This is a genomic window from Anaerolineales bacterium (assembly GCA_037382465.1).
Lineage (GTDB): Bacteria > Chloroflexota > Anaerolineae > Anaerolineales > E44-bin32 > WVZH01.
The window spans coordinates 1-24,343 of sequence record JARRPX010000025.1; the positions used below are offsets into that span (position 1 = coordinate 1).

Consider the following 24,343-nt stretch of genomic DNA (forward strand, 5'->3'; position numbering starts at 1 on the left):
AGCACCGGCTTTGACCATCAACATCACGCGCCGGGGTTTCTTCAGCACACCAACCAGTTCTTCGATGGAATGGGTCCCGATCACGTTGGTGCCCTTCGCGCCAGCCTGGAGGAACTCATCCACCTTCGAAATCGTACGGTTGAAAACAGCCACGGTGAAACCGTGATCGTCCATATTCAGGACTAGATTCTGGCCCATCACCGCCAGTCCGATCAAACCGATGTCAGCTTCTTTCATTGAACAGCACTCCTTTGGTTCGTGAATTGAAGATTTTTTAATCTCAACCAGGACGGCCACGAGATGAGACATGGCGCCTTGGGGTCCGTCCGGTCATTCACTGCAGAAAAATAGAATGCGGATCGCCTTTCGACGACATGCTTGTGTGATGTCCGCTTCACTCATCTCACACGGCTTTATTCTACGTTTTTCAACCGCCGCTACGGCACCGAATCTCGCACGATGAGGCGCGGCGGCATGACGACGGCATTGTCTCAAATCCCATCGCCTTCTTCGATATTCTGGTTCAACAATCTCGTGGCAGCAGCGTAGCATTCCGATGGCTTCCGTCTACCGGGTCGCCAGACTGCGAGCGATACCACTGGGCGATGACCGAGCGGTTGGATGACGGCCCCTGACCCGCTGCCGCGTTTGCGGGCTGGGTACAGATGCTGACCTTGCGCGAAGCCTTCATCAATGAGACCCCAGCCTCACGTGCCGAGTCAGACACGCCGTTTCTGCGCGTCATGATTCTCCTGTTTGCCTTACGTTAGCGCTAACGGGACTATAAACGGTGATATGCAGCTTGTCAATCTCTGCTGCAAGTTCCTCGTTCGAGATGTCGACTGGGTTGAGAGACAGCATAACGCAGCACATCAACCGTCTTACATGAGGCCAAAGATTAGCAATATACTTCTTCGAAGGAGCCGGTCCCGCAAGGCTGGTGTGGCGTTCGAGAAGAACATGAGGTCGAGAGTGAACGTGTAGGGAATCGTCCCTTCACCCAGCCTACGTACTCACGGCCTGGGATTGATGCACCAGATTCCGAATGATACGCAGCACCTCATCCTCCTGATAGGGTTTGACGAGGTATTCCGCTGCACCGATCTCCAGCGCTTTGCTCCGATGCTTACCCCCTGCGCGTGAAGTCAAAACGACGAGCGGTATGTTTTTGTAATTCTCGTGCGCTTTCAAAGTGGACATCAGTTCAAAGCCGTCCATGCGCGGCATTTCGATATCCACAAGGATCAAGTCCGGGAGTTGGGAGGCTTGCTGCAGAATCTCCAGCGCTTCGATGCCGTCTTTCGCAGCAAGCGGCTGCCAACCGGCATGCGTTACAAGTTTGGAGACGACGCGGCGAACGCTCAACGAATCGTCGACGATCATGACGATCAATGACCCTTCATCCTCCACGGCGGTCGCCCGGTCTCTTGCCCGGCCCTGAACTTCCGCTTGCGGGGTTCCTGTGATCAGATCGGCCGGATTCAGAATGAGAACCACGCTTCCATCCCCCATCAGCGTAGCCCCGGTGACGCCGTGGACCCTGCGCAGATGAGTGCCGAGAGTCTTGATCACGATCTCGCGTCCCGTCAGGAGCTGATCTACTACCAATCCGATTTCTTGATCTCCAACTTTGAGGATCAAGAGCGGCATGTGCTCAATGATATCGCTGGCGGATTGACCAAGCCCGAGCGCCTCGCCCAGATGGCGCAGCGGAACGACACGATCTCCCAATCGGATCCCGGGCTTTTTACCTGCGGTTTCGATCCGCTCCTCTTCCAGTCGCAGGATTTGCGATACCGCACTCAGGGGGATGGCAAAGGTCTCCTCATTCACCTTAACGAGGATGGCCCGCGTGACCGCCAACGTCATCGGCAGGCGAATGGTATAGAGCGTATATTCGCCGGGCGCCGAATCGATCGCCAGCGTACCTTTCAGGTTCTCGACGTTGGTACACACGACATCCAGCCCGACCCCGCGGCCAGACACCTCACTGACTTCATCGGCAGTGCTGAATCCCGGCATGAAAACAAACGTGTAGATCTCTGCATCGGAGAGGTTTTGTACTTCGGTATCCGTAACGTATCCCTCTCGAACGGCGACGGAACGGATTGCCTGGAGATCCAGTCCAGCTCCATCATCCCGCACCTGTATGACGACCTGGTTGCCCTCGTTATAGGCGCGCAAATCGATGCGGCCACGTTCCGGTTTACCCTTCGACTTGCGAACTTCCGGCGTCTCGATGCCGTGATCCACGGCGTTGCGCAGCAGGTGCAGCAAGGGGTCGACGATCGCATCCAGGACCGTCGTGTCCATCTCGATCTCCTCGCCTTCGATGATCAAATCCACCAGCTTTTCCTGTTCGCGTGAAAGTACGCGGACGGTTCGATAGAAACGTGTCGCAAGTGTAGCCAGGGGCACCATGCGCGTGCGCATCAATTCGTCCTGAATTTGAGTCGAAAGCCGGCGATGACGGGTGAGGATGCCGTCGAACTCCGCAATCAAGTTGAAGAGTTCGGTTCCCATCGTGCGGATGTCACTCGAAGTCTCCGTCAACTCTCGAGACAAAAGATGAAACTCGGTATAGCGGTCGAATTGCAGCTCATCGAAGTCTCCCGCGTCCACCATTCCCGTTTCGTTGGCTGCGTTCCGATCTCTCGTTCCGCCAAGCATGCTGATCCGTCCGCCGAGTGCACGCACCTCATAATTGGTCTCGATGGTCGACGTCAAACGGCGCAGGCGCTCGCTGCTCAGCCGCAATTCATCCACTTCACGAGTGAAGTCTTTCATGCGCAGCTCGAAGGCAGAGCGGCTGATGACCAATTCGCTCACCAATTTGACAAGCTCATCCAGCCGTTCCAGAGGTACGCGCACGATCTTACTCGGCTTACGCGATGCCCGTGTCATCGCAGGAAAAGCGCCGACCGATTTTTCGGTGAGCGTCGGCAAAGTCTCCAGATCCAGAATCCCGCCTTCGCCGAATAATTCGATTTGGGGAGAAAGCGGTTCCTCGATATCATCTCCGAGGAGGTCTGTATAGCGGCCGTACAAATCATGCAGGGTATTCTGCATCGCAGACGCTTCGACATCCCCCGAAACCAAATCCTCCAGGGCGTCTGCAGAATCGAACATCAGATCCATGGATTGTGTGTCAATGGGCATGCTTGCTTCCGAAAAACGATCCAGCACATCTTCCATTCTGTGGGTGAGCTGCGCCACGGCCAATAAGCCGACGGACCCCGCTGCGCCCTTGAGAGTATGCACACTGCGGCGAATGGCTTGCAAAGATTCTACGTCCGACGGTTCTTTGACAATCTTCACCAACAGCGAGCCGACATTGCGCATGTGCTCTTCAGACTCCACGCGGAAGACGTTCAAAAGTTCGGGAGAGACATCCTCATGACGCTGCGCGTCATCCGGTGTGGAAACGACGGGTTCGAATTCTACATCCAGAGTGCTTTCTACATTTTTAGCGATTTTACGCAGCGCCTCTTCAATTGCAGTCTGGTCTTCCGCCTTCGGCAGTCGCTGCATGCGGCGATAAACGATCGTGGCATCCTCGATCAACCGCCGCTCATCGAGCTCGCCGCTGACAATACCGCCCAGGAATGTTTCGATCTGAGTGACCAGTTTATGCAGCCGTCCGAATGCCTGTTTGCCCATCTTGCGTTTGCCCGCGACGAAATCTTCGAGGACTTCCTCCAGATAGGAAGCAATGAGGCTCAATCCCGGCAGCTCGATCATCGAAGCAGTACCCTTGATGGTGTGCGAATAACGGAATGCCTCTTTGATCGCGGTCGACTGCTGCGGATCTGCCCGGAAAGCTTCGAGCCTCTCCAGGATGATGGGCAGGTAACCTCGAGCTTCGTCGAGAAAACCAGCGAGCACATCCTCGTCCGTCTTCTTTACCATTGGGTCTTCTCCAAACTCGTGTCTACAACCCCGAACCGACCAACGGGTCACCCCGTATCGATCGTCGTTCGCCACTTCGACAGCTAGGCCATCGCATGCATACCGTCGCTGGGTAATTTGAAGGCGCTGACCGATACGCGCAGTTCGTCGGCCATTCGAGCCAGCGAGTTGATCGAAACAGCGGTGTCTTTCGTTCCTTCGGCGGTCTGCTGCGTGATTTCTGCGATCTCACTCATCGCCTTTGCCACATTTTCCGATCCGCGGGCTTGCTGCTGAGCCGCCAATGAAATGGATTGACTCAATTCCGCCAGGCGAACCGAAACGGCCTCGATCTCGTTCAGGGCGTTGCCCGCTTCCTCCGCCAGCTTTGTTCCCGAAACCACCTCGTTGGTGGTAGCTTCCATGGCCGCAACGGCCTCGTTCGTCTCAGTCTGGATGGTGCGGATCAACGTTTCGATCTGCTGCGTAGCCTGCAGCGAACGCTCGGCCAGACGTTCGACCTCCTCGGCAACGACGGCAAAACCTTGCCCGGCCTCACCCGCCATTGCAGCCTGGATCGATGCGTTGAGGGACAGGATGCTGGTTCGATCGGCAATGTCGCTGATCAATTCCACGATCTCGCCAATCTCCTGGGAACTTTCACCCAGCCGCTTGATCCGTTTGGCGGTCTCCTGCACTTGATCGCGAATGCGATTCATACCTTGCATGGTATTCTGTACGGCCAACGTCCCCTGTTTGGCGTTGACCAGGGACTGCTCACCCACCGACGCCGACATTGTTGCGCTCTCCGAAACCTGAGCGATCGACGTCGCCATCTCCTCGATCGCACCGGAGGTCTCAGCAATCTGCAGGGCTTGCGATTCACTGCCCCGGGATAACTGCTCGGTTCGTGCCTGGATCTCGTTCGCCGAAGCGCTCACCTTTTGTGTGGCTTGCTGTACGCCGGTGATAATCTCGCGCAATTGGCCGATCATCAGGTTGAACGAGTCGGCGATGGCGCCGGTCATGTCTGCCGTCACTTCCGCCTCGACGGTTAGATCGCCATCCGCGACACCGCTGACCTCGCGCAGCAGCTTCTGGATCGAAGCCTGCATCGCGTCCCGCTCCTCACGCGTCTGGATCAGTCCCAGCGTATTGTCGAGCATGGCGTTCAAGGTTTCGCTCGTCTCACCAAGCTCATCGTGGGACGTCACCTCGACTCGAGCGTCAAAATTCCCCATACCGATCTCGGAACAAGTCTGCGAGATGGCGTCGATCGAGCGCAGAATATCCTGGACGACGACGAAGCGCAGCAGCACCGCCGCAGCCAACGCACCAAAGCCGATGAACAAGATCGCCCTTCTACCAGAAGCCTGCACTGCATTTACAGCAGCGATCGAAGCATCGACTTCGCCCAACCGTTCGTTGACTTGAACATCAAGGAGATCTCCCAGGACATCCGCATCGGCGTACATCTCCTGCTTCAATCCATCCAGCTCAGTTTGCTTTGCCACATAAGAATCAACTTCCTGGAGATATCCCTGGGTTAAATCGAGTATGTTCGCTGCACGCGCGGCTACATCTTTCGCCATCACGACCGTATCATCGCCCATTTCAACCGAACGCGATTCGAGTTCTGCGGTATTCGCTTGGATCTGTTCTCGATATAGATCGACGTTTTCAGTGAGCGCGGCGAGGTCCCCCGTTGCCGCCGCCTGATCCACCTCCCGGATCATGTTGCCCAGTGTTGAATCCGTTTCAAGCAGAACAACCCAAAACGGCACGACATCTTGGGTAAGGAAATTGAATGTGGGATTATCCGGACTGCCAAGAGAGATCGAATTCGCGACACTGGCTTGTGTTTCGGCGTACTTATCCGCGTTAACCTCGATTTGCACTTCAAGGATTCCGCTGAGTTCGACGGCCTCCTGGTACATGGCAGTCCCCAGGCTGTTGAGATCAGATTGCCTTCGCTGGATATCTTGGCCCGTCCCCATACCGCGTTGAACCAGGACGAGAATGGAATCGGATTGTTCCTTGATCTGATTCGCGGCTTCAGATGACCCAGCACTCCCTTGAACTTCTTCCACGATGTACTCATCAACGGATTGCTGTATCGATAAGACATAGTTCAAAACATCATTGAGGTTATCTTCCCCACCCGATGCCAAATATCCTTCCATCTCCTTGAAAAGTGAACTGTAAGCCGCCTCAAGCTCCAGCAAGGCACTCGCTCCTGGAACGAGTGCCTGTTCTAGCTGCGCAGCTTCATTGCCAGCTTTTGTGATCGAGCCGGCCGAATTGTAACCCAGGAAGGCTACGAAAACGATGATGATCAGAAAGCCCACCGTCATTTTCGTTCTGAGTTTCACATTGCGAAGTGGATTAAAACCAACACCTCGATCACGCAACCTTTTCAACATCTCGAACTCCTTTCCCAAAAACACGTCCCCTGGGGAATATATTTTGAGTCATGATTTCTTCCCACCGGAGATATCCTTGAATACACCTCTATCTAATCTGCATTCTCTCCGATGAAAGCACCCGATCGAAATCCAACACCATGAACTCTTGTCCTTCGATTTCACATACGCCGTCGACAAATTCTTCGATGAATTCCGTGACCGCGGTCGTCGGCTGCCGAATTTGATCCAGGTTCAAATATCGAATCCCACGCACCTGATCGACGAGCACACAGGTAGAGATCTCTCCATCGCTCGATCGCGCGACCAACATTCTTTTATCCTGCCCCGGATCGGCATCCGGCAAGCCCATGAAGATGCGTAAATCGATTACCGAGACGATGTCCCCGCGCAAGTTGGCAACCCCCAGAACCCATTCCGGCACGTTGGGCACCGGCGTGGCATTCAATGGCTCACCAATCTCGACTACGTTATCGATGGACACCGCATATTCATACTCGCCGAGGGCGAACGTTACATGCTGCTTCCCTTCGATCGCTTCGATCTGACGAACAAAAGGCAAGGCGGCCAACGTCGCCCGTTCCATGGCTTTCTCGTCGCCTTCATCGATGGACGCAATCAACGTCGCAAGCAGGGTCCGACCTTTCTCAGGATCGAAGAAAATCTCGTGGCTCGACCCGATCGCGATTCCTTCGTCCGGCAAATCTTGATCCGCGATCTGAGAATCGATTTCTGCTTTATTCAAACCGGTCGACGAAGGGGCTTTGGTTTTTCGTTCGGCTGCAGTTGATCCTTCGAGCCGAGATTCCGGCTTCGCGGCGGCCGCGGGTTTCTCCTCCGACTTGGGCTTCGGCGTCGTCTTCTTCGCCGTCCGCTTGCGGGATGCGGTTTTCGGCTTCGCGGCGGCCGCGGGTTTCTCCTCCGACTTGGGCTTCGGCGTCGTCTTCTTCGCCGTCCGCTTGCGGGATGCGGTTTTTGGCTTCGCAGCAGCCGCGGGTTTCTCCTCCGACTTGGGCTTCGGCGTCGTCTTCTTCGCCGTCCGTTTGCGGGATGCGGTTTTCGATTTCGCGACGGCCGCGGGTTCCTTCTCCGACTTGGGTCTCGCCGGCGCGCGTTTACGGAGTTCAGCCTCCGGCTTTACCGGGGTTTCTTCTGGCTTCCCCGTGTCGTCTGCCTGTGCGAACGGATCATCAAAGAGTGGTTTGGTGGACTTGTCTTTATCCTTCTGCATCGCTCACGACCCTTTCCACCAAACGCGCATAATCCATCGCACCGGTGCTGTTGGGGGCGTATTCATAAATCGTCCGCTGCCGCCCTATTGCTTCGGATATTCGAACGTTGATTCGGATCGGTTCGGCGACTTTATCGGCGAAGTGCCGCTGGAGAATTTCCATAACCTCTCGATCTTTACGCAGCCAAGAATAATAAAACGTGGGCACGATCAGCATGAGTTCGCTGTCGTGATTCGAAACCTTACCAACCGTCATCAAAGTCTGAATGACCTGCCGCGTGCCGATCAACGCCAGATAATTCATCGCTACCGGTACGATGATCTTGCGCGCATAGAGCAAACCGTTCTCATTTACGAGGCTGGCGGAGGGTGAATGATCGAGAAGAATGTAATCATAGCCACGAACGTATCGCATCTTCTCGCGAAGCACCCATCTCGCTTTTTGGTCGTCCTTCATGCGCCATAACTCCCCCTCCGCCTTGAGCAGACTATCGTTACTGATGATCAGGTCGAGATTTTCTCTCGCTTTGACGATGCATGCTTTCGTTTCGGCCTTCCCGAGCAGCAAATCGGTCAGTGAATTCGGGTGCTGAACGCCGAAGCACGTCGCCAGGCTTCCTTGCGCATCCAGATCGATACATAACACTCGCTCGCCGCGGAGCGCAAGTCCGGCGGCTAAATTGACAACCGTGGTGGTTTTTCCCGTACCCCCTTTGAAGTTCAGTACACCGATGATCTCGGTCATTCTTGCGCCTCCCGCAGCAGCATGTACGAAGTTGCGGAAATTACCGGCTACAGCAGCTTTTCGATGTTGGCTAGATACTGTTCGGTATCAAAGGGTTTGGTCATATATTCGTCAGCACCTTGCTCAAGGCCCCAAAAGCGATCGCTGTCCTGGGTCTTGCTGGTCAACATGATGATCCGGATGTCTTCTGTATCCGGGGAAGTTTTAAGTTGCCGGCAAACCTGGAAGCCATTCTTCTTGGGCAGGATGATATCCAGCACAATCAAATCGGGACGCTCCCGCATGGCAACGTCCAGGGCTTCTTCTCCATCCACGGCAGTGAATACCCGATACCCCTTGTCCTTCAAGGGGGCCGTCATCAATCGCAAATCGGTGGGGCTGTCATCCACTACCAGGATTTTTTCGTTTGCCATCTAGACCTCCTTATGATTTTCCTGAAAGTATTATTGTCACGGCTCGCTATTCCGCTGTTATCCACCAAGGCGGTGCAGGATCTGCTGCATGCATAAAGTCCTTTCCATCAAGATCCAGAACCCCGCCGGAGAAACCTGGATGGGTACCCTTCGATAGCGGACCTCAATTCATCCAGGAAAGCATCGCACGTATCGGACCATCTATTCGCAGCAGACACGGATCGGAAACGCTTCGTGAGTAAAGCGAAGAACCGATCGAGAATCTCCACGATGCCCAATCCGATCCGGGGATATGCAGCCTGGAGATCACCGCCGCCCGCCTGCCATTTCTGATCGTTTCCCGGCATTTCCACGGACATCAAGTCATTCTTTACCTTCAAGAGATCCATTCCGCTGTCTGCCGTGTATGCAGCGGACAAAGCTTCATCCAGGACATTGCCAGGGAGATGTTTCCCGGCCATCTCGACCACGTTCTTCATGATTCTTGAGAAAATGCGGAAGGCCTCCGAAATCTGATCCTGTCCGGCGGACTCGGTCAAGGAGGCACGCGAATGTTCGAGTTTCGACAACAGGTAAATCAAGTCGAGTTCCAGGGCATTATCATGCTCAATTTCACTCTGGGTGAGATTCTCGTCTCGTTTGAGGATGGCCGCCCCTTCGACTTGCATCTCAGCGACACGCCGCCGGCCCTCTGCCAGGATTTCTTCCCATGGCGTAGTTATCGTGCGGCGAGGCAGCAACACGTCACTCGACAGACGGAATTTACCCTCGTTCCAGGTCAGGATTTCGAGCACTGCCTCTTCGCCGTGAATTGGACCGGCCGCGGCGTCGATGATTTCGCCTTGGTTGAAAAAGATGACCCCGTCCTCCTCATCCTCCTTCATCAGGATTAATGCAGCACTCTGTTTTTCCAGACAAATCAGCTGTACGAGATTTACCAGACTCATCGTTTTCAATCCGCCGTATACCCTCGCTCAGCAAGAGACATTGGGGGCATCGACCCTTCAGGCATGATTACCAATTGCGTACTCTCTGACGAATTCAACCAACTCGTCCGGTTCGAACGGTTTGGTTATATAGCCGCACGAACCAACTTTCCGTCCCATTTCCCTATCGGCAACATCATCCTTTCCCGATAACATGATCACCGGGATATTTGCGGTTTCCTGGGTTGTCTTGATACTCTTGCAAAGCTGATATCCATTCATCCGCGGCATGGTAATGTCGAGCAGAACCAGGTCGGGCAGCTCGGCGATGATTTTTGCCAAGCCTTCCTGCCCGTCGGCAGCCGTAATGACCCGGTAGCCTTCACGCTCCAACGTGATCTTGACCAGCCGGCAGATCGTCGGGCTGTCATCAACGACAAGCACGGTCGAACCAACTTCTTCGACCTCATGCTTCGCTGATGCGATTCGCGTGAGTTCTTCAAGCCGAGAAATCAAGAAGCTGTCATCCGGACGCAAGCGTAACGCCTGCCGCAAGCGAACCGTCCCACCATCGATCTGACCAAGATTTAAGTAAGCCAGCGCCAGGTGGTAATGTGTGTCGAACGAAGCCTCATCCTCCTCGCCGTTCCGAAGACGTTCAATGGCATCGAGGATAATCGCTTGCTTCGCCCCTTTGTTGCGCATGAGTGCATCCAGGTCATTGAACGTGAGTACAGCTCCGCATGAACGGCACACTGTAAGCTGCTCTGTAAATTGAGTCTGGCAAAGCGGGCAACACCAGCCAGCACTTCTCTCCGATCCTTCAGTATCTTGCGCCTCCGCCAGCTTTCCCTGTGCCCACTTCAATCCGGAAATAGCATGCTGGTTGGCAGGATTGATCGCCAGCACGCGCTTCAGGTATTCCACCGCTTCTTGTGGGCTTTCTGAAACGCCGGCCAGCCACAACCAACCAAGCTCGCCATCAGGGTTGACCTTCGTGGCCTTTTGAAGGAGTTGATACGCAAGCGATTTATTGCCATCTTTTGCGGCGGCAATCCCTTCACTAAGCAGCATGCGGAACATATCTTCAGACAAATCCACTTACCTCATTCGGCGCAGGGGACGATTAAGCTACCCGGGGCGCGATCGTCATTCCAAGCTCGCTACGTTCTATCTCTTGATGAACTTGTCGATACCTTCCTCTCGCCAGACCTTCAATGTCTTTTCGTCCTTCGGATCGATTTTTAGACCGATGGCATTGACGGGTACATCGTGCTTCTTCTGGATCTCGATCCAGTTCTTTTTCACTGCTGGATCAATTGGCATTTCGTTGCCTCCTATCTGTCAGGCGCTCATCGAAAATCAGCCAACATGTCGTTGATCGACGATGAGCTATAGTGCTGCGTATCCCCAGGACCGACGATCGCGATCATGGCCTTCCCGAACACATCTGCGAAGGTCTCGTTCGCAAATCGCTGTAAATCGTGATGATCGGGTGAATCGATTCGAGCAAGAATTTCATCGCTAGGAATGTGTTCTCCGAAATAGAATTCTTGCGTAGCCAATCGACTCATGCGGGTATTCGTGTTTTCACCGGCGAGTAAATGCTGCCCGCGCAAATACATTTTTGCCTTCCAGAGTTCTTCGGCGTCCACCGGTTTATCACCGAAAAAGAGCTGCCCCGTTTCGACAAGCGTCATAGCCAGGACCTGCATCAGATTTTCAGGCGCCGTACTCCCCTCGATGACGAGCAAACCAGCATCTCGATAGGCGTGATACTCGGAATCGATGTGATAGACGAGTCCGCGCTCCTCGCGTATGCTGCGGTAAAGCCGCGAGCTGATTCCACCGCCGAGAATGTTGTTGATGAGGTGGATGGAATATCGATCTGCAGAAGCATAGGGAAGCGTTTGGATTCCCAGAGAGAAGTAGACTTGCGAAACCGATGCGTGTTCGATCTTCTTTCCGGATCGAAACGAAGGGACGTCGACGGCTCTGATCTGTCCAGCACCCTGGAGGCGCCAGAAGGCATCCCGTACCTGGGCAACAAAATCCTTATGCTCCAGATTGCCGGCTGCAGCAATGATCATGCGATCCGGCAGATAGTGATTGTGTACAAAATAAATTACATCCTCGCGCGTGAGTCCTCGAACCGTCGTCGAATCACCGGTAATCGCCCGGCCCAATGGGTGATCCGGCCAAACGGCGGATTTCAGAAGCATGTGTGCACGTTCGTAGGGCGTGTCACGTACCCGGTCGATCTCGCGCAGGATGATCGTCTTTTCCCGCTCGACGTTCTCAGGCGGAAAGATCGAATTGAGCAGGATGTCGCCGAGTAGATCGATGGCGTACGTCCGATAATCGTCGAGTACAGTGGCAAAGTAGCACGTGTAGTCTCGGGTAGCAAATCCACCGAAATTCCCGCCGCCCACGTCCATGAGATTGGCAATTTGATTCTCATCCCGGCTGCTGGTCCCCTGAAAGAGAAGGTGTTCTGTCAGATGAGCCAAACCCGCTTTTTCCGGCTTCTCGTCCCGCGGACTCGCATCGATGAGAATGCCGATGGCAACGGAGCGCGAACCCGGAATGGTTTCGCTGACCACGCGGATGCCATTTTCCAAAGTCGTCCTTTGATACTGGGACGGACGCGTTTCGAGTGCTACAGTGAAATCCTCCCTCCCCTCAAGCAAGTTGCGCGGGCCGATATCTGCCGCTCGGATCGCCAGAGATGCTGAAATGGAAGCCGCGTCACAGAAGTCGTGATGAAATTCGGATGATTCGGGTCTCGCATGCAGTTGCATCACATCATCACCTTTGAACGACGTTGGCCATGAATGACATCGAGATGCGGCTTATAGGACACACCCGATGGCATTCCTCATCTCTCGCCTGTATCTCCCCCCAGCCCCTATGAGATGCATTTATGAATGCTGGGTAGAATGATGCGCGCTAAGAGAGATTTCTCAAGTAGGCTCATCATGAGATATACCTCTCATGATATATTGCCCTTACGCTCCCCTTACCTTACGAGCACCTTTCAATTTATTGCGTTCCTTAAATGTACATCATCTGGGACAATCGCGCTTGTCGCACAGACATCATTTTTACGGCGGACTTATTCTTGAAACGACAGGACGGATGCGGCGGTCACCTACGCTACCATCGCCCGAAATTCAGAGTCCCTTCGAAGTCCAGAGACCCAGCGTCGTTGGTGCTGGTCGGCGGTGGCGGATTGAGATCCGTTGGATTCAAGGTTGTCTGCGTGTTCGTCGGGAACGGATTCGATAGCGAGGTACACCTCGCAGCGAGCAGAAAGCACGTCCGACAGCGGCGTGAAACTAAAACTCTATTTCGACCCTCAGACGCGAATCACCAGCCCGGTTCCAGGGTGAAGTACGTGTAATGATAGTGGATCTTGCCATCTTTCAATCCCAGAATATCGTTCCCGTTCCGGACGACGCCCGTTTCGGCCTGAGCATTCCAGGTGAAGTGACGTGAATTACCGCTTCCGCTTCTGCCAGTCAGACGAAATTGGCCTCGCGGCATCAACTGGCTGAACAATGTCTGATACCAATCCCGAATCGAGCCGTTGCCCACGACCGTTCGTTCCCCCGTGACGTGAGCCGCGCGGGCGGCATAGAGTTCAGCCAATTGGGATGCATCGTGCTCGTTCATGCTGTCGATCAGCTGCTCGGAAATATCCGGAGGCGGTGGCGGTGGATCCCAATTGTATTCGGCAACGGCATCCCATAATTCCATGTAGCCGCTTCGTCTGGCGTTGTCCCAACTCCAGGCGTTTGCCGCGCTCAAGCCGAGTTCTTTCGTGCGTGCCAGGAAGCGCTGGATTTCATCTTTCGTCGGGCGCCAACTGCCCCGTCCGTAGGTTGGGGCCGTGGGAATCACGGGTCTGGCGTTTGCGAGCGACATGTACTGCTCGACGCTGCGATCCAGCTGCTCTTCCGGGTTGTGGGCGCCCTCGAAGTACACCTGCGGCATGGCGTAGTCGCAGTACTCGAGAAACTCATTGAACGGCAGTTCGGCGTGTGTTTTGGGGTAGCGGTAGGTACTCAATGCAACAGGTAAATCGGGTAATCCAGTCCTCAACACTTCCATGAATCGGGTCGCAGCCTGTGCCCTGCCGCTCTTCTTGTACTCCGCTTCCGCGTCGAGCACGTAACCGTCAAGGCCCAGAGCCCGGGTGCGAGATACTGCCAGGCGAGCTTCCCCGATGGGATCGTAGCCCATGATGTAGTGCCAGCCCCATACTTCGATACCCACCTTGCGCAATTCGGCCACGACCGGAGGCACGAGATCGACGCCCTGAGGGGTTTCATCATAGTTGTAGCGCCAGGACGGACCATCCGCGATTTTGATCAGTACGTGCGAGAGTTTCGCTTGCGCGGCGCTGGCGGCAATACTCACCGGATTTCCAGAATCGCAGTTCGGAATCCGCCAGATAAAGTAACCCTTTCCTTTCAAAGTCATCGACGATCCTCCAGCAAGACTCAAAGACCTCAGCGATGAAAATCCACGATCAACCGTCCCCGTTTTCTGCAATTGAAAACAAACGCGCAGTTTACTATGCATCGTCTTCGTGTAGATCCTCGGATCCGAGCTGCCTTGCCCGGCGCAGGGCTTTCGTACCGTAGCGGCTTCGAATTGCATCGATCGCCTGCAGCAAACGGCCGTCCTGTTCCCAGGAACGATCGAAGAGCGAAAGCTGGCGAAGCGGAGATGCCAGGTCGGCGACTCCAACGCCCAACAGGCGGACCCGGCGTCTGGGCGTCCAGGCCCGGTCGAACAATCTACAAACGGCTTGATAGATTTCACCATCCTGATCCGTTCCCTGCGGCAGCTGGTGCTGCCGCGTGATGGTCGTGAAATCTGCCCAGCGTAATTTTAGCCGTACGGTCTTTCCAGCCAATTCTGCCTTCCGCAATCGGGCACCCACCCTTTCGCTGAGTTCGAACAGCACATGCTTCAATTCCTCGAGATCCGCAATGTCCTTTGAAAACGTCCTCTCCGCAGACATCGATTGAGGTTCATACGTTTCCTGAACCGGCCTGTCGTCCTCTCCACGTGCTCTGGATGCAAGTTCCATTCCGTAATCACCGAAAATTGCCCGCAGCCGGCCGGGCGGCATGTCTGCCAGCTGCCCGATTTTATGAACGTTTTCGGATTTCAAACGCTCCGCCGTTTTCGGGCCGACCCCCCAGAGCATTTCCACCGGCAGCGGCGCCAGGAAACTACGCTCCTCACCCGGTTGCACCACGATCAAGCCTTTCGGTTTACCGACCTCCGTGGCGACTTTTGCCACCAATTTGTTGCCGGCAACTCCCCACGAAGTCGGCAGTTTGAAGCGCTGATCGATTTCCGCCTGCAGTTTCTTCGCCACTGCTTCCCCACCGAGTGGATCGTCACTCACATCCAAGAACGCTTCGTCGATGGAAAGTTGCTCCACCAACGGCGCCGAATCACGCAGAAAGGCCATAATTCTTTTCGAGTGTTTGTGGTAATCAGCGTGCTTGCCGTGCAGCACGATCAGCTCCGGGCACAGACGCAGCGCACGCAACGTAGGCATCGCCGAGTGAATCCCGTAGGCGCGCGCCGCATAGGATGCGGAAGCCACGACGCCCCTACCCTGCGGTGAACCCCCGACGACAAATGGACGATCCTTCAATTCGGGCCGATGCAGTTCCTCAACGGAACAGAAAAATGCATCGAGATCCACGTGTAAGATCGTGCGTTTCGTTTTACCGGACATTCCGATTCCACCCGGCATTCTTTTTACGGCCGTACTTCCGGCTGCCTAAGCAGACCGTTCCCAAGCGTCATACGTCTCACGCGCCACAGTCAACGCTTCACTGCGAGTCGCAACCTCGGCGGCCGCCTGTGCTTCGCGAACGACTTCGAGCAATTCGCCGACGACGGGTCCCGGTTCGAGGTGTAAAACGCGCATGATATCGTCGCCATCGATGAGCTGCGGTGGATCCACGACTCGTCGACGGTTTTCGAAGAAAGCTTCCAGAAGTGCGCGCGCCAATTCGACCCGCTGCGCCCATCGATCTTGAGACAGTCGAGCCGCACGGGCGCCGATAAAACTCGCCAACGCCAGCATGATGACCTCCACCCCGGCTCCGCGCGTCGTGCGGAAAAAACGGTAGATCGCCCTGGGTGAGGGAAGCTGCTCGAATCCGAGGCCTTCAAATGTCCCCTGATGGCGGACGATGCGTTCCACAAGATCGACTCCGGCGTTGCTCAAACGCATTCTACGCCCAATTGCTCCGGCGATGCGCGCGCTGTTTACCGCCTCGGTGTTCCCCACCAGATACGGTGTCTCGGAATTCACACCGCCAGATAAACCGGCCGTGTGGCAGATTGCGGCGAAAAACAATATCTGACGCGCCTGATTCGCCTGACTCAAATAGCGAGCGAGATGGTCGGCCAGGGGATTGCGGAAACGTCCCAATCGTAGTGCGACCTCCGCCCACAACAGATTCCCCGCAGCCTGCGGATCGTGAACCGGATCGAGCACAGTCAGCAGATCGCCCAAACGGTCCACCACAGCAAGTGTATGCTCCAAAGCGTTGATATCTTCGGCTGCAGGAAAATCGATTTCCCGAATCGCCCCAAGTTCTGGGAATAGCGAGTCCAGAATGCCCATGTAATCCAACAAACGAAACGCCTTGCCGGGATGCGGCATACGGCAAATCTGCATGAGTTCGTCTCGTATTCGCTCGAAAGAGACGGAACCAAGTGTCCCTTTAACTCGTACGATACCTTCCCTGGTCTCGTCCGCAATTTGGAATTCGAAGCTCAACGCGAAGCGGATCGCCCGCAGGGCGCGAACCGGATCGTCGGCTAGCGAATGGGAGCTGCACGCTTTTACGACTTTCTCTTTGACGTCGCGCGCCCCGCCGAGGGGATCGATCCACGTGTAGGGTGCGCTGAGGCGAACGGCTATGGCGTTGATCGTGAAGTCCCGGTCGCGAAGGTCGTCCTCGATGGTGGTTCCCCGGAGCCTGGCGAAATCGAAAGTGATGCGATCCTTTTCCCCTCCGGTCAAGATGACCCGACCGATGTCGCGTTCCCGATCGAGAGCATAGTAAGCCGCTCCCAGCTGGTCTGCAAATCGCCGGGCGAGCGCTCGTGCTTCCCCCGCCACCACAAAATCGAAATCCCGGCTCACGCGGCCGAGGAGCTGATCTCTTGGTATGCCGCCGACCAGCCAGATTGCGGGTTCTTCAGGAAGGTAGGGGAGATATTCTAGGATCGCAGGCGGAGGGGCAGAATCTGATGACATGCTCGTGCAGCACTTAGCTCTTGCCTTGGATTTGTTCCGCTCGAACGACGCCGATGAACGGAAGATTTCGATAATATTCGTCGAAGTCCAGGCCGTAGCCGAAGACGAATTTATTGGGGATCGTGAATCCCCGGTAATCGATGGGGACTTCCACTTCCCGCCTTTCGGCTTTGTCCAGCAGCGTACAAATCTTCAGGCTTTTCGGACGGCGCGTGTTCAAAAAGTTGATCACTGACGTGAGTGTGTGCCCGCTGTCGATGATGTCTTCCACGATCAAGACGTTGCGGCCTTCGATCGGCGTGGCCAGATCCAATTTGATCTGCACACTGCCCGTTGAGTGCCTCACCCCCGCGCCGTAAGAGGAGATGGCCATGAAATCGATGGTATGGGGGACGTCGATGGCGCGCATCAAATCCGTGAGGAACATCACGCCCCCTTTCAAGATGCAGACAAGGAGCAAATCTTTGCCCTCGTAATCGCGACTGATCTCCTGTCCGAGCTCTTTAATGCGTTTATGAAGTGCATCCTCTGGGATGAGAATTTCCTCGAGTACTTCTTGATAATCCTGCACGTCACTCCCTCGGCACGGTGTGATGCGCGCGGCAGCGGGCTTCATACATTTCACTCGCGCCGACGACGACCACTGGATCGTCGTAGCGAGCCGGCTTGCCGTCGATCAAGCGTTGCGTGCGGCAGGCGTCATTGCCGCATACCATGCAAATGGCATGCAGTTTATCGACATGTTCCGCCTGCGCCATGAGTGAGGGCATCGGCCCGAAGGGTTCGCCGCGGAAGTCGGTATCGAGTCCGGCCACCAGAACGCGGATGCCGCGGTCCGCCAGTTCCTGGACAACATGGACGATATCTTCATCGAAGAACTGCGCTTCATCCACGGCGACCACCGTGGTGTCTGCGTCAAGCAGCTCCAGGATCACACTCGAATGATCGATCGGCGTCGCTTCGAATTCGGCTCCCGCGTGGGATGCGAGTTTCTCTTCGCCGAAGCGCGTGTCGATGCTCGGTTTGAAGACCTGCAATTTCTGACGGGCGATCTTCGCCCGGCGTAATCTGCGGATGAGTTCATCGGTCTTTCCGCTGAACATCGACCCAACGATGAGCTCAACGCTGCCATTTTGATGTTTCATGCAAACCCTCTGTTTTGAAGTCGACAACGAAAAAGGCAGGTGTGATTCACCTGCCCTACGTTACCTCATGCGCTCTTGAGAATCAAGCTCGCTTGCGATAGCAATATTGCCTCACGCCTCTTTTTCAGCCTCAGGCAGTTTGAATCCGGCCCGGCCCAACGCACGTTTCAGATCGGCCAGCGTCTTGCGGCCGATGCCATCGATCGCCAATACTTTGTCGTCCCCCTCAGCCAGCAGTGCAAGTGCGTCACCAACGACTTCGATCCCGGCCTTGAGATACTTGCCTTCCGTTCGAGAGCCCAACTCGAGCTCCGTAATCGGCAGGTCAGGTGACGTGCGTGCAGCTTCGCGCTCTTCTTGCTCGGCGATGTATTCTTCCCGGGCTTGCAAGCGTTTATAGAAGCGATCCACCTGCCCCTCGGTGTCTACGATGCGTTGTTCGCCGGTGTAGAACGGATGACACTTCGAGCAGACGTCGGTCGTGATCGACTCCACGGTCGAACCGGTCTCCCATGTATTGCCACAAGCACAAGTGACTTTGGCATTCGTGTAGTATTTGGGATGTATGTTTTCTTTCATCGTTTATCCAACCTCCCCGGTTTGGCACGAATTGCCCCGGGCAAGCTGATCCCCGGGGAAGGATTCAGCATGTTGGGCGACAATCGTGCGCGTTATTCGAATCTATTCAGGAATTACGTTTACGCGTTTTCGGCCTCGACTCATGTAATCGTAGTGCACCACGCCGTCCGAGATAGCAAAGAGCGTGTCGTCTTTACCTCTGCGCACGTTCTCACCCGGGTGAATCTGCGTGCCGCGCTGACGGACGATGATGTTGCCGACGATCACGCGCTCGCCGCCGAATTTCTTGACGCCGAGCCGCTTCGAATGACTGTCACGGCCGTTGCGGCTTGAACCGCCACCTTTTTTATGCGCCATGATATCCTCTTACCTTCTACTTCTCACTTTTTGCTTTACTCGAGCTCGACTTTCCGCTCGACTTTCCGCTCGATTTCCCACTCGACTTTTTTGCCGTCGACTTCTTGGTGCTCGTTTTCTTGTCCGCCGATGTGGATTTTGTTGAACTCGACTTCGATTTTGTTGTCGAGGATTTCGCCTTGGTGGTTTTTGCTTTCGATTTCGACGTTGAGGCGGCTTTGGTCGTCGTGCCAGCCTTGGTCGTCGGCTTCTTCGCAGCGGGTTTTGTCGAGGCTTTCTTCGCCGTTAACGTCGATTTCGCCGCCGGCTCGGATTTCTCAGCCGTCTTCTTCTGCGGCGCGGGCTTGCTTTCCTTTTCCGCTTCCTTCGTCTCGGCCTTCTTCGCCGACGATGGTGCGCCGATCGCGTCGATCAACACACGCGTGTAGCGCTGACGGTGCCCCTTTGTGCGCCGGTATCTCTCCTTTGGAATGTACTTGAAGACGATGACCTTCGGCGCTTTTATCTCGGCGAGAACGGTGCCCTTGATCGAAACACCCTTGACGTAGGGATTGCCGACCTCCGTCGTGCCGTCGTCCACGACAAGCAGGACCTCTTTGAACGTGACCGATTTGCCGACTTCGATGGGCAGACGATCGACTTCGATCGTTTCACCTTCACGGGCAACGTATTGTTTGCCGCCCGATTCAACAATTGCATATTTCATCTCTATACGTTCTCCAGCTTCGCTTCACCATCATCTCTGCGAACTTCACGGTATGGCCGCCGAGTGACGGGGAAGTTGGGGATTCACACACATGCCCCAACCTCATCGGTGGGGCGACGAGATTATACCACCAGCCCAATGCCTGTCAATGATTCGCATTCGAGGAACTATAGATCCACTGTAACGAACCAGGTCAGGCAGAATACCGCACTCGAAATTCATCCGAAGCCGCCGGTCGTGGAAATGAGTCGAGCTAATCTCCCGCTACGGGCTCAGGTTCCTCGACCGAAGCTTCCACCTCGATTTCGACGTCTTCATCCGCAGGCTCGAGTTCGCCATCCAGTCGTTCGTCGTGCAAAGCGACGTCGGAGCCCGGGAAACCCGTCCCGGCCGGGATCAGTTTCCCGATGATCACGTTTTCCTTCAAGCCGCGCAGGTAATCCACTTTGCCTTCGATCGCCGCATTGGCCAACACCTTGATCGTGTGTTGGAATGATGACGCCGAAAGGAACGACTCCGTGCTCAACGAAGCCTTCGTCACGCCGAGGAGTACCTGCATCGCTCGAGCGGGTTTGCCGCCCTCTGCGATGATGGCTTCGTTCAAACGGATCAAGTAGCGTCGATCGATCAGGTCGCCCGGCAGCAGCGAGGTATCACCCGCCTGCATGACTTGCACCTTAGAAAGCATCTTGCGGATGATCACCTCGAAGTGCTTGTCGTTGATGTTCTGACCTTGCGAGCGATACACCTTTTGTACTTCGATCAACAGGTAGGCTTCACACGCCTCCGGCCCAAGGATGCGTAATATTCGATGCGGGTTCAGGGAACCTTCCGTAATCTGCTGGCCGGCTTCGATCTTCTGTCCATTTTTAACCAGAAGTCGCGCGCTGGCCGGGATGTCATATTCGACTTCATCGACGCGATCGTACGATACGATCACCTTGCCATCCTCCAAGCGCAAACGGCCTGCATGGCTGGCAACGATCGTCGAATCGCCGCGTTTCGCAATCAACTCGCCGGCATCGATTTCCTGGCCATCTTCCACTTTTATCGCCCAGTTCCCCGGTACGGAATATTCATCGGAGAGCAATTCGCTGAGGTGGACGCGGACCTTGCGTGGTCCGTCCGGAACGTCCGGCTCGATGATTTCCACCGTTCCGGCGATTTCCGAGATGACCGCCTCACCCTTGGGTTTCTTGCGCGCTTCGAACAGTTCTTCAACGCGCGGAAGACCCGTCGTGATGTCGCCGCCTGCGGCCACGCCGCCGGTGTGGAAGGTACGCAGGGTCAGCTGTGTGCCTGGCTCACCAATGGATTGTGCGGCCACGATTCCGACTGCGGCGCCGAACGATACCAGCTCGCCTCGTCCCAGATCCATTCCATAACAGTTGCGGCAGAGGCCGAACTGCAGTTCACAGGTCAGCGGGGAACGGACGTAGACTTTTTCGACGCCCGCTTCGGAGATCATGCGTGCTTCACGCAGCGTGATCAGATCGCCGCGCTTGAACAAGATCTCGCCCGATTCCGGATCGGCGACTTTTCGTGCGAGAACCCGTCCGACGAGGCGGGCATGGAATTCCTGCCCTGCCACATCGTCTGAACGGCGAATCCAGATCCCGTTCTCCGTTTTGCAGTCCACGTCGTTGATGATCACGTCCTGCGCCACGTCCACCAGCCGCCGGGTGAGATAACCGGCATCCGCCGTCCGCAATGCCGTGTCCGTCAAACCTTTACGGGCGCCGTGTGTGGAGATGAAGTACTCGAGCGTGGTCAGCCCGTCACGGAAATTCGAGCGGATCGGCAGGGGGATGATGCGTCCCGCAGGGTCGGCCATCAGACCTCGCATCCCTGCGAGCTGGGAAATCGGTTGGAAACCGCCCTTGGTCGCCCCGGAGAGCGCCATGGTGGACAAGTTGCCTGTGGGATCCATCGTCTCCCGTACGGCGTCGGCGACTTCCGTCGTGGTATCCTGCCAGAGTTCGATGATGCGTTCCTTCTGTTCCTGCTCGGTCAGCAAGCCGCGCTGGTAATCGACGCGTACCGCTTCGGCATCTTCCAGGGTGCGCGAGATGATTTCCCTTCTCGAGCTCGGAACGGTGATGTCCGAAACGGCGATCGTCGTACCCGAACGCGTGGCGTACTTGAAGCCCACGTCCTTGATGGCGTCGACCACGGCCGGCGTACCTTCTTCCCGGAGCAGATGGTAGATGTCACTCACCAATTCCTGGATCGATCCTTTGTCCAGGACGCGATTGACGAAGCGCAGTTCATCGGGGAGCACCATGTTGAAGATCACCCGCCCGACGGTCGTCTCGACCAGACGCTCCTGCGGCTCGGAAAGGCGTACGCCTTCCTCGTCGTACCAGGTTTGGGTATAGATCTTGATACCGCTATGGATTTCCACCTGGCCGAGAGAATATGCCAGTTCGACCTCATCCATGTCTGCAAAGGCGCGTCCTTCCCCGAGATGTTCTTTCCCTTCTTCGGACATCGTCAGGTAATACACGCCGAGAACCATGTCCTTGGTCGGACTGACGATCGGTTCGCCATCGGCGGGTTTGAGCAAGTTCCGTGAGGAGAGCATCAGCTCACGCGCTTCGCGAACGGACTCCTGCGACAGCGGCAGGTGCACCGACATTTGATCTCCGTCGAAGTCGGCGTTGAAGGCGGCGCACACCAACGGATGGAGCTGAATCGCCTTGCCTTCCACCAACACCGGTTCGAAGGCCTGAATGCCGAGGCGATGCAAGGTCGGAGCCCGGTTGAGCAGCACCGGCCGATCCTTAATCACTTTCTCGAGGACTTCCCAGACTTCCGGTCGTTCGCGCTCGATGATGCGTTTGGCGCCCTTGACGTTCGCCGCGTAGTTGTGTGCAACGAGCTTCGAGATCACGAATGGGCGGTAGAGTTCGAGGGCCATCGTCTTCGGCAGTCCACATTGATAGAGCTTGAGATGCGGGCCGATGACGATCACCGAGCGTCCGGAATAGTCCACGCGCTTTCCGAGCAAGTTGCGTCGGAAGCGTCCTTTCTTGCCCTTGAGCATGTCGCTGAGGGATTTCAATTCCCGGCGGCCGCGGCGCGATAGCGCCTTGCCGCGCTGGGCATTGTCGATCAACGAATCCACCGCTTCCTGCAGCATGCGTTTCTCGTTGCGCACGATGACGTCCGGCGCGCCGAGTTCGACCAGCCGCTTCAGGCGATTGTTGCGATTGATCACGCGGCGATACAAATCATTCAGGTCGGACGTGGCGAAACGTCCGCCGTCGAGTTGGACCATCGGGCGGAGGTCCGGCGGAATCACGGGCAGCTGCGTCAGAATCATCCATTCCGGCCGATTCCCCGAGCGCCGGAAGGCTTCGACGACCTTGAGCCGTTTGGTCGCCTTCTTACGGCGCTGCTTGCTGCGGGTTGTGCGAACCTCGACCCACAACTCTTCCGTGAGTTTATCCAAGTCCATGCGCTGCAAGATCTCGTAAAATGCTTCTGCGCCCATGTCCGCTCGAAACACCTGGCCCCACTTGTTTTTCAATTCCCGATAGCGGCTTTCGCCCAGGAACAACATGGGATGGATGGCGCTCAATTCCTCCAGATCGCTTTTTAACTCTTCGATTTGGTCGGCCGCTTCGTCATCGACATGTTCGTCAAGCCCTTCGATGGCAAGCTCGGCTTCGGCTTTTATCTTTTCAGCCTCCATCTTGATGCTTGCGATCTCACCGTTGCGTTTCTCTTTCAACGCAGACTCGACGTCGTTCAAATGCTCTTTAACAGCTTCCTGGACCAGTTTGATGTGATCGTTGTTGATCGTTTCCTGTTTATCTGCGATCAACATGTCGATGGCCTCGAAGCGGATCGGCGCGCGTATGGTCTTGTCGAGTTTTTCGCTGAGGGTTTTTTCCAGACGCTGGCCTTCGCGAATCACGGGATCGATTTGATTTGCGACTTCCTCTTCATAGGCCTGCTGAATTTCACGCTGCTTTTGTTCAAGCGCCTCGAGTTCCGCCTTACGATCGGCTTTGATATCCGCGATGCGCTTCTTATAGGCGTCGGCGCGAGTCTTTTCGTGTTGTGTGATTTCGTCTTCGACGCGTTTTATGGCGCGCTGTTTCGCATCATCGTCCACCTGGGTAACGACGTACTGCGCGAAATAGAGCACGCGATCCAGATTACGTCTGGATACGTTCAACAAGAGGCCAAGGTAGGAGGGAACACGCCGCGTATACCACACGTGTGCGACGGGGGCAGCCAAGGTGATGTGCCCCATGCGCTCTCTACGCACGGAGGAACGTGTGACTTCTACGCCGCACTTCTCGCAGGTAATTCCCTTGAAGCGAATATTCTTATACTTACCGCAGTAGCACTGCCAATCCCGCTGTGGTCCAAAGATCGCTTCGCAAAACAAACCATCCTTCTCCGGCCGCAACCTGCGGTAATTGATCGTTTCCGGTTTTAATACCTCTCCGTAAGACCAACTCAGAATAGTTTCCGGTGATGCCAGACTTACCCGTAACGCTCGAAATCCCTTCGCTTCCACTAAATTCCTCCGTGGCGCTGTACTGACCTACAAAAATTCTTCCGATCCGATGAACCCTTGACAGTAATTATACGAACGGAACATACGTTCCAC

19 protein-coding genes and 1 pseudogene are annotated in these 24,343 nt (G+C 55.5%); all 20 read right to left on the bottom strand.

Annotated features, from left to right (window positions below; translation table 11 throughout):
• Window positions 1–237, bottom strand: a 237-nt coding sequence (locus P8Z34_08295; GenBank protein MEJ2550666.1) for an NAD(P)-binding domain-containing protein, incomplete at its 3' end; no start/stop codon positions are given.
• A gap of 286 nt (window positions 238–523) precedes the next feature.
• Complete coding sequence (locus P8Z34_08300) at window positions 524–745, bottom strand: hypothetical protein (protein MEJ2550667.1); 222 nt, start codon at window positions 743–745, stop codon at window positions 524–526.
• A gap of 260 nt (window positions 746–1,005) precedes the next feature.
• Complete coding sequence (locus P8Z34_08305; protein MEJ2550668.1) at window positions 1,006–3,909, bottom strand: Hpt domain-containing protein; 2,904 nt, start codon at window positions 3,907–3,909, stop codon at window positions 1,006–1,008.
• A gap of 83 nt (window positions 3,910–3,992) precedes the next feature.
• Window positions 3,993–6,311 carry a HAMP domain-containing methyl-accepting chemotaxis protein gene (locus tag P8Z34_08310; GenBank protein ID MEJ2550669.1) on the bottom strand — a complete coding sequence of 773 codons (2,319 nt, stop codon included), beginning with the start codon at window positions 6,309–6,311 and terminating at the stop codon, window positions 3,993–3,995.
• Between the two features lie 88 nt (window positions 6,312–6,399).
• Window positions 6,400–7,542, bottom strand: coding sequence for a chemotaxis protein CheW (locus P8Z34_08315; protein ID MEJ2550670.1), 1,143 nt, complete (start codon window positions 7,540–7,542; stop codon window positions 6,400–6,402).
• Window positions 7,529–8,287 carry a ParA family protein gene (locus tag P8Z34_08320; protein MEJ2550671.1) on the bottom strand — a complete coding sequence of 253 codons (759 nt, stop codon included), beginning with the start codon at window positions 8,285–8,287 and terminating at the stop codon, window positions 7,529–7,531. Before P8Z34_08320 ends, P8Z34_08315 begins: the two co-directional genes overlap by 14 nt.
• 47 nt (window positions 8,288–8,334) lie before the next feature.
• Entirely contained in the window at window positions 8,335–8,700 is a 366-nt protein-coding gene (locus tag P8Z34_08325) for a response regulator (protein MEJ2550672.1), read from the bottom strand.
• A 107-nt stretch (window positions 8,701–8,807) separates the two neighbouring features.
• Window positions 8,808–9,656: a DUF4388 domain-containing protein gene (locus tag P8Z34_08330; GenBank protein MEJ2550673.1), complete on the bottom strand. Its 849-nt coding sequence runs from the start codon at window positions 9,654–9,656 to the stop codon at window positions 8,808–8,810.
• Between the two features lie 48 nt (window positions 9,657–9,704).
• The gene (locus P8Z34_08335; protein ID MEJ2550674.1) at window positions 9,705–10,727 is read right to left on the bottom strand and encodes a response regulator; all 1,023 of its coding nucleotides are present in this window, start codon (window positions 10,725–10,727) and stop codon (window positions 9,705–9,707) included.
• Window positions 10,728–10,796: 69 nt separating this feature from the next.
• On the bottom strand, window positions 10,797–10,952 hold the full coding sequence (locus tag P8Z34_08340; protein ID MEJ2550675.1) for a hypothetical protein: 156 nt from the start codon (window positions 10,950–10,952) through the stop codon (window positions 10,797–10,799).
• A 26-nt stretch (window positions 10,953–10,978) separates the two neighbouring features.
• Window positions 10,979–12,427 carry a pitrilysin family protein gene (locus P8Z34_08345; protein ID MEJ2550676.1) on the bottom strand — a complete coding sequence of 483 codons (1,449 nt, stop codon included), beginning with the start codon at window positions 12,425–12,427 and terminating at the stop codon, window positions 10,979–10,981.
• Window positions 12,428–12,995: 568 nt separating this feature from the next.
• Window positions 12,996–14,111, bottom strand: coding sequence for a nuclear transport factor 2 family protein (locus tag P8Z34_08350; GenBank protein ID MEJ2550677.1), 1,116 nt, complete (start codon window positions 14,109–14,111; stop codon window positions 12,996–12,998).
• Between the two features lie 94 nt (window positions 14,112–14,205).
• Window positions 14,206–15,390, bottom strand: a complete 1,185-nt coding sequence (gene dinB / locus P8Z34_08355; GenBank protein MEJ2550678.1) for a DNA polymerase IV — start codon at window positions 15,388–15,390, stop codon at window positions 14,206–14,208.
• Between the two features lie 45 nt (window positions 15,391–15,435).
• On the bottom strand, window positions 15,436–16,929 hold the full coding sequence (locus tag P8Z34_08360; protein MEJ2550679.1) for a hypothetical protein: 1,494 nt from the start codon (window positions 16,927–16,929) through the stop codon (window positions 15,436–15,438).
• 13 nt (window positions 16,930–16,942) lie between these two features.
• Entirely contained in the window at window positions 16,943–17,545 is a 603-nt protein-coding gene (gene hpt, locus P8Z34_08365; GenBank protein MEJ2550680.1) for a hypoxanthine phosphoribosyltransferase, read from the bottom strand.
• Window positions 17,502–18,074, bottom strand: a complete 573-nt coding sequence (locus tag P8Z34_08370) for a thymidine kinase (GenBank protein MEJ2550681.1) — start codon at window positions 18,072–18,074, stop codon at window positions 17,502–17,504. The genes hpt and P8Z34_08370 overlap by 44 nt, the downstream gene beginning before the upstream one ends.
• 111 nt (window positions 18,075–18,185) lie before the next feature.
• On the bottom strand, window positions 18,186–18,653 hold the full coding sequence (rpmE, locus tag P8Z34_08375; protein ID MEJ2550682.1) for a 50S ribosomal protein L31: 468 nt from the start codon (window positions 18,651–18,653) through the stop codon (window positions 18,186–18,188).
• Between the two features lie 102 nt (window positions 18,654–18,755).
• A complete protein-coding gene (rpmA, locus tag P8Z34_08380; GenBank protein MEJ2550683.1) occupies window positions 18,756–19,010 on the bottom strand; it encodes a 50S ribosomal protein L27 in 255 nt (84 codons plus the stop codon).
• 16 nt (window positions 19,011–19,026) lie between these two features.
• Window positions 19,027–19,716: a 50S ribosomal protein L21 gene (gene rplU, locus P8Z34_08385; GenBank protein ID MEJ2550684.1), complete on the bottom strand. Its 690-nt coding sequence runs from the start codon at window positions 19,714–19,716 to the stop codon at window positions 19,027–19,029.
• Between the two features lie 376 nt (window positions 19,717–20,092).
• Window positions 20,093–24,250: pseudogene (rpoC, locus tag P8Z34_08390) on the bottom strand (DNA-directed RNA polymerase subunit beta').
• Window positions 24,251–24,343: the final 93 nt, after the last annotated feature.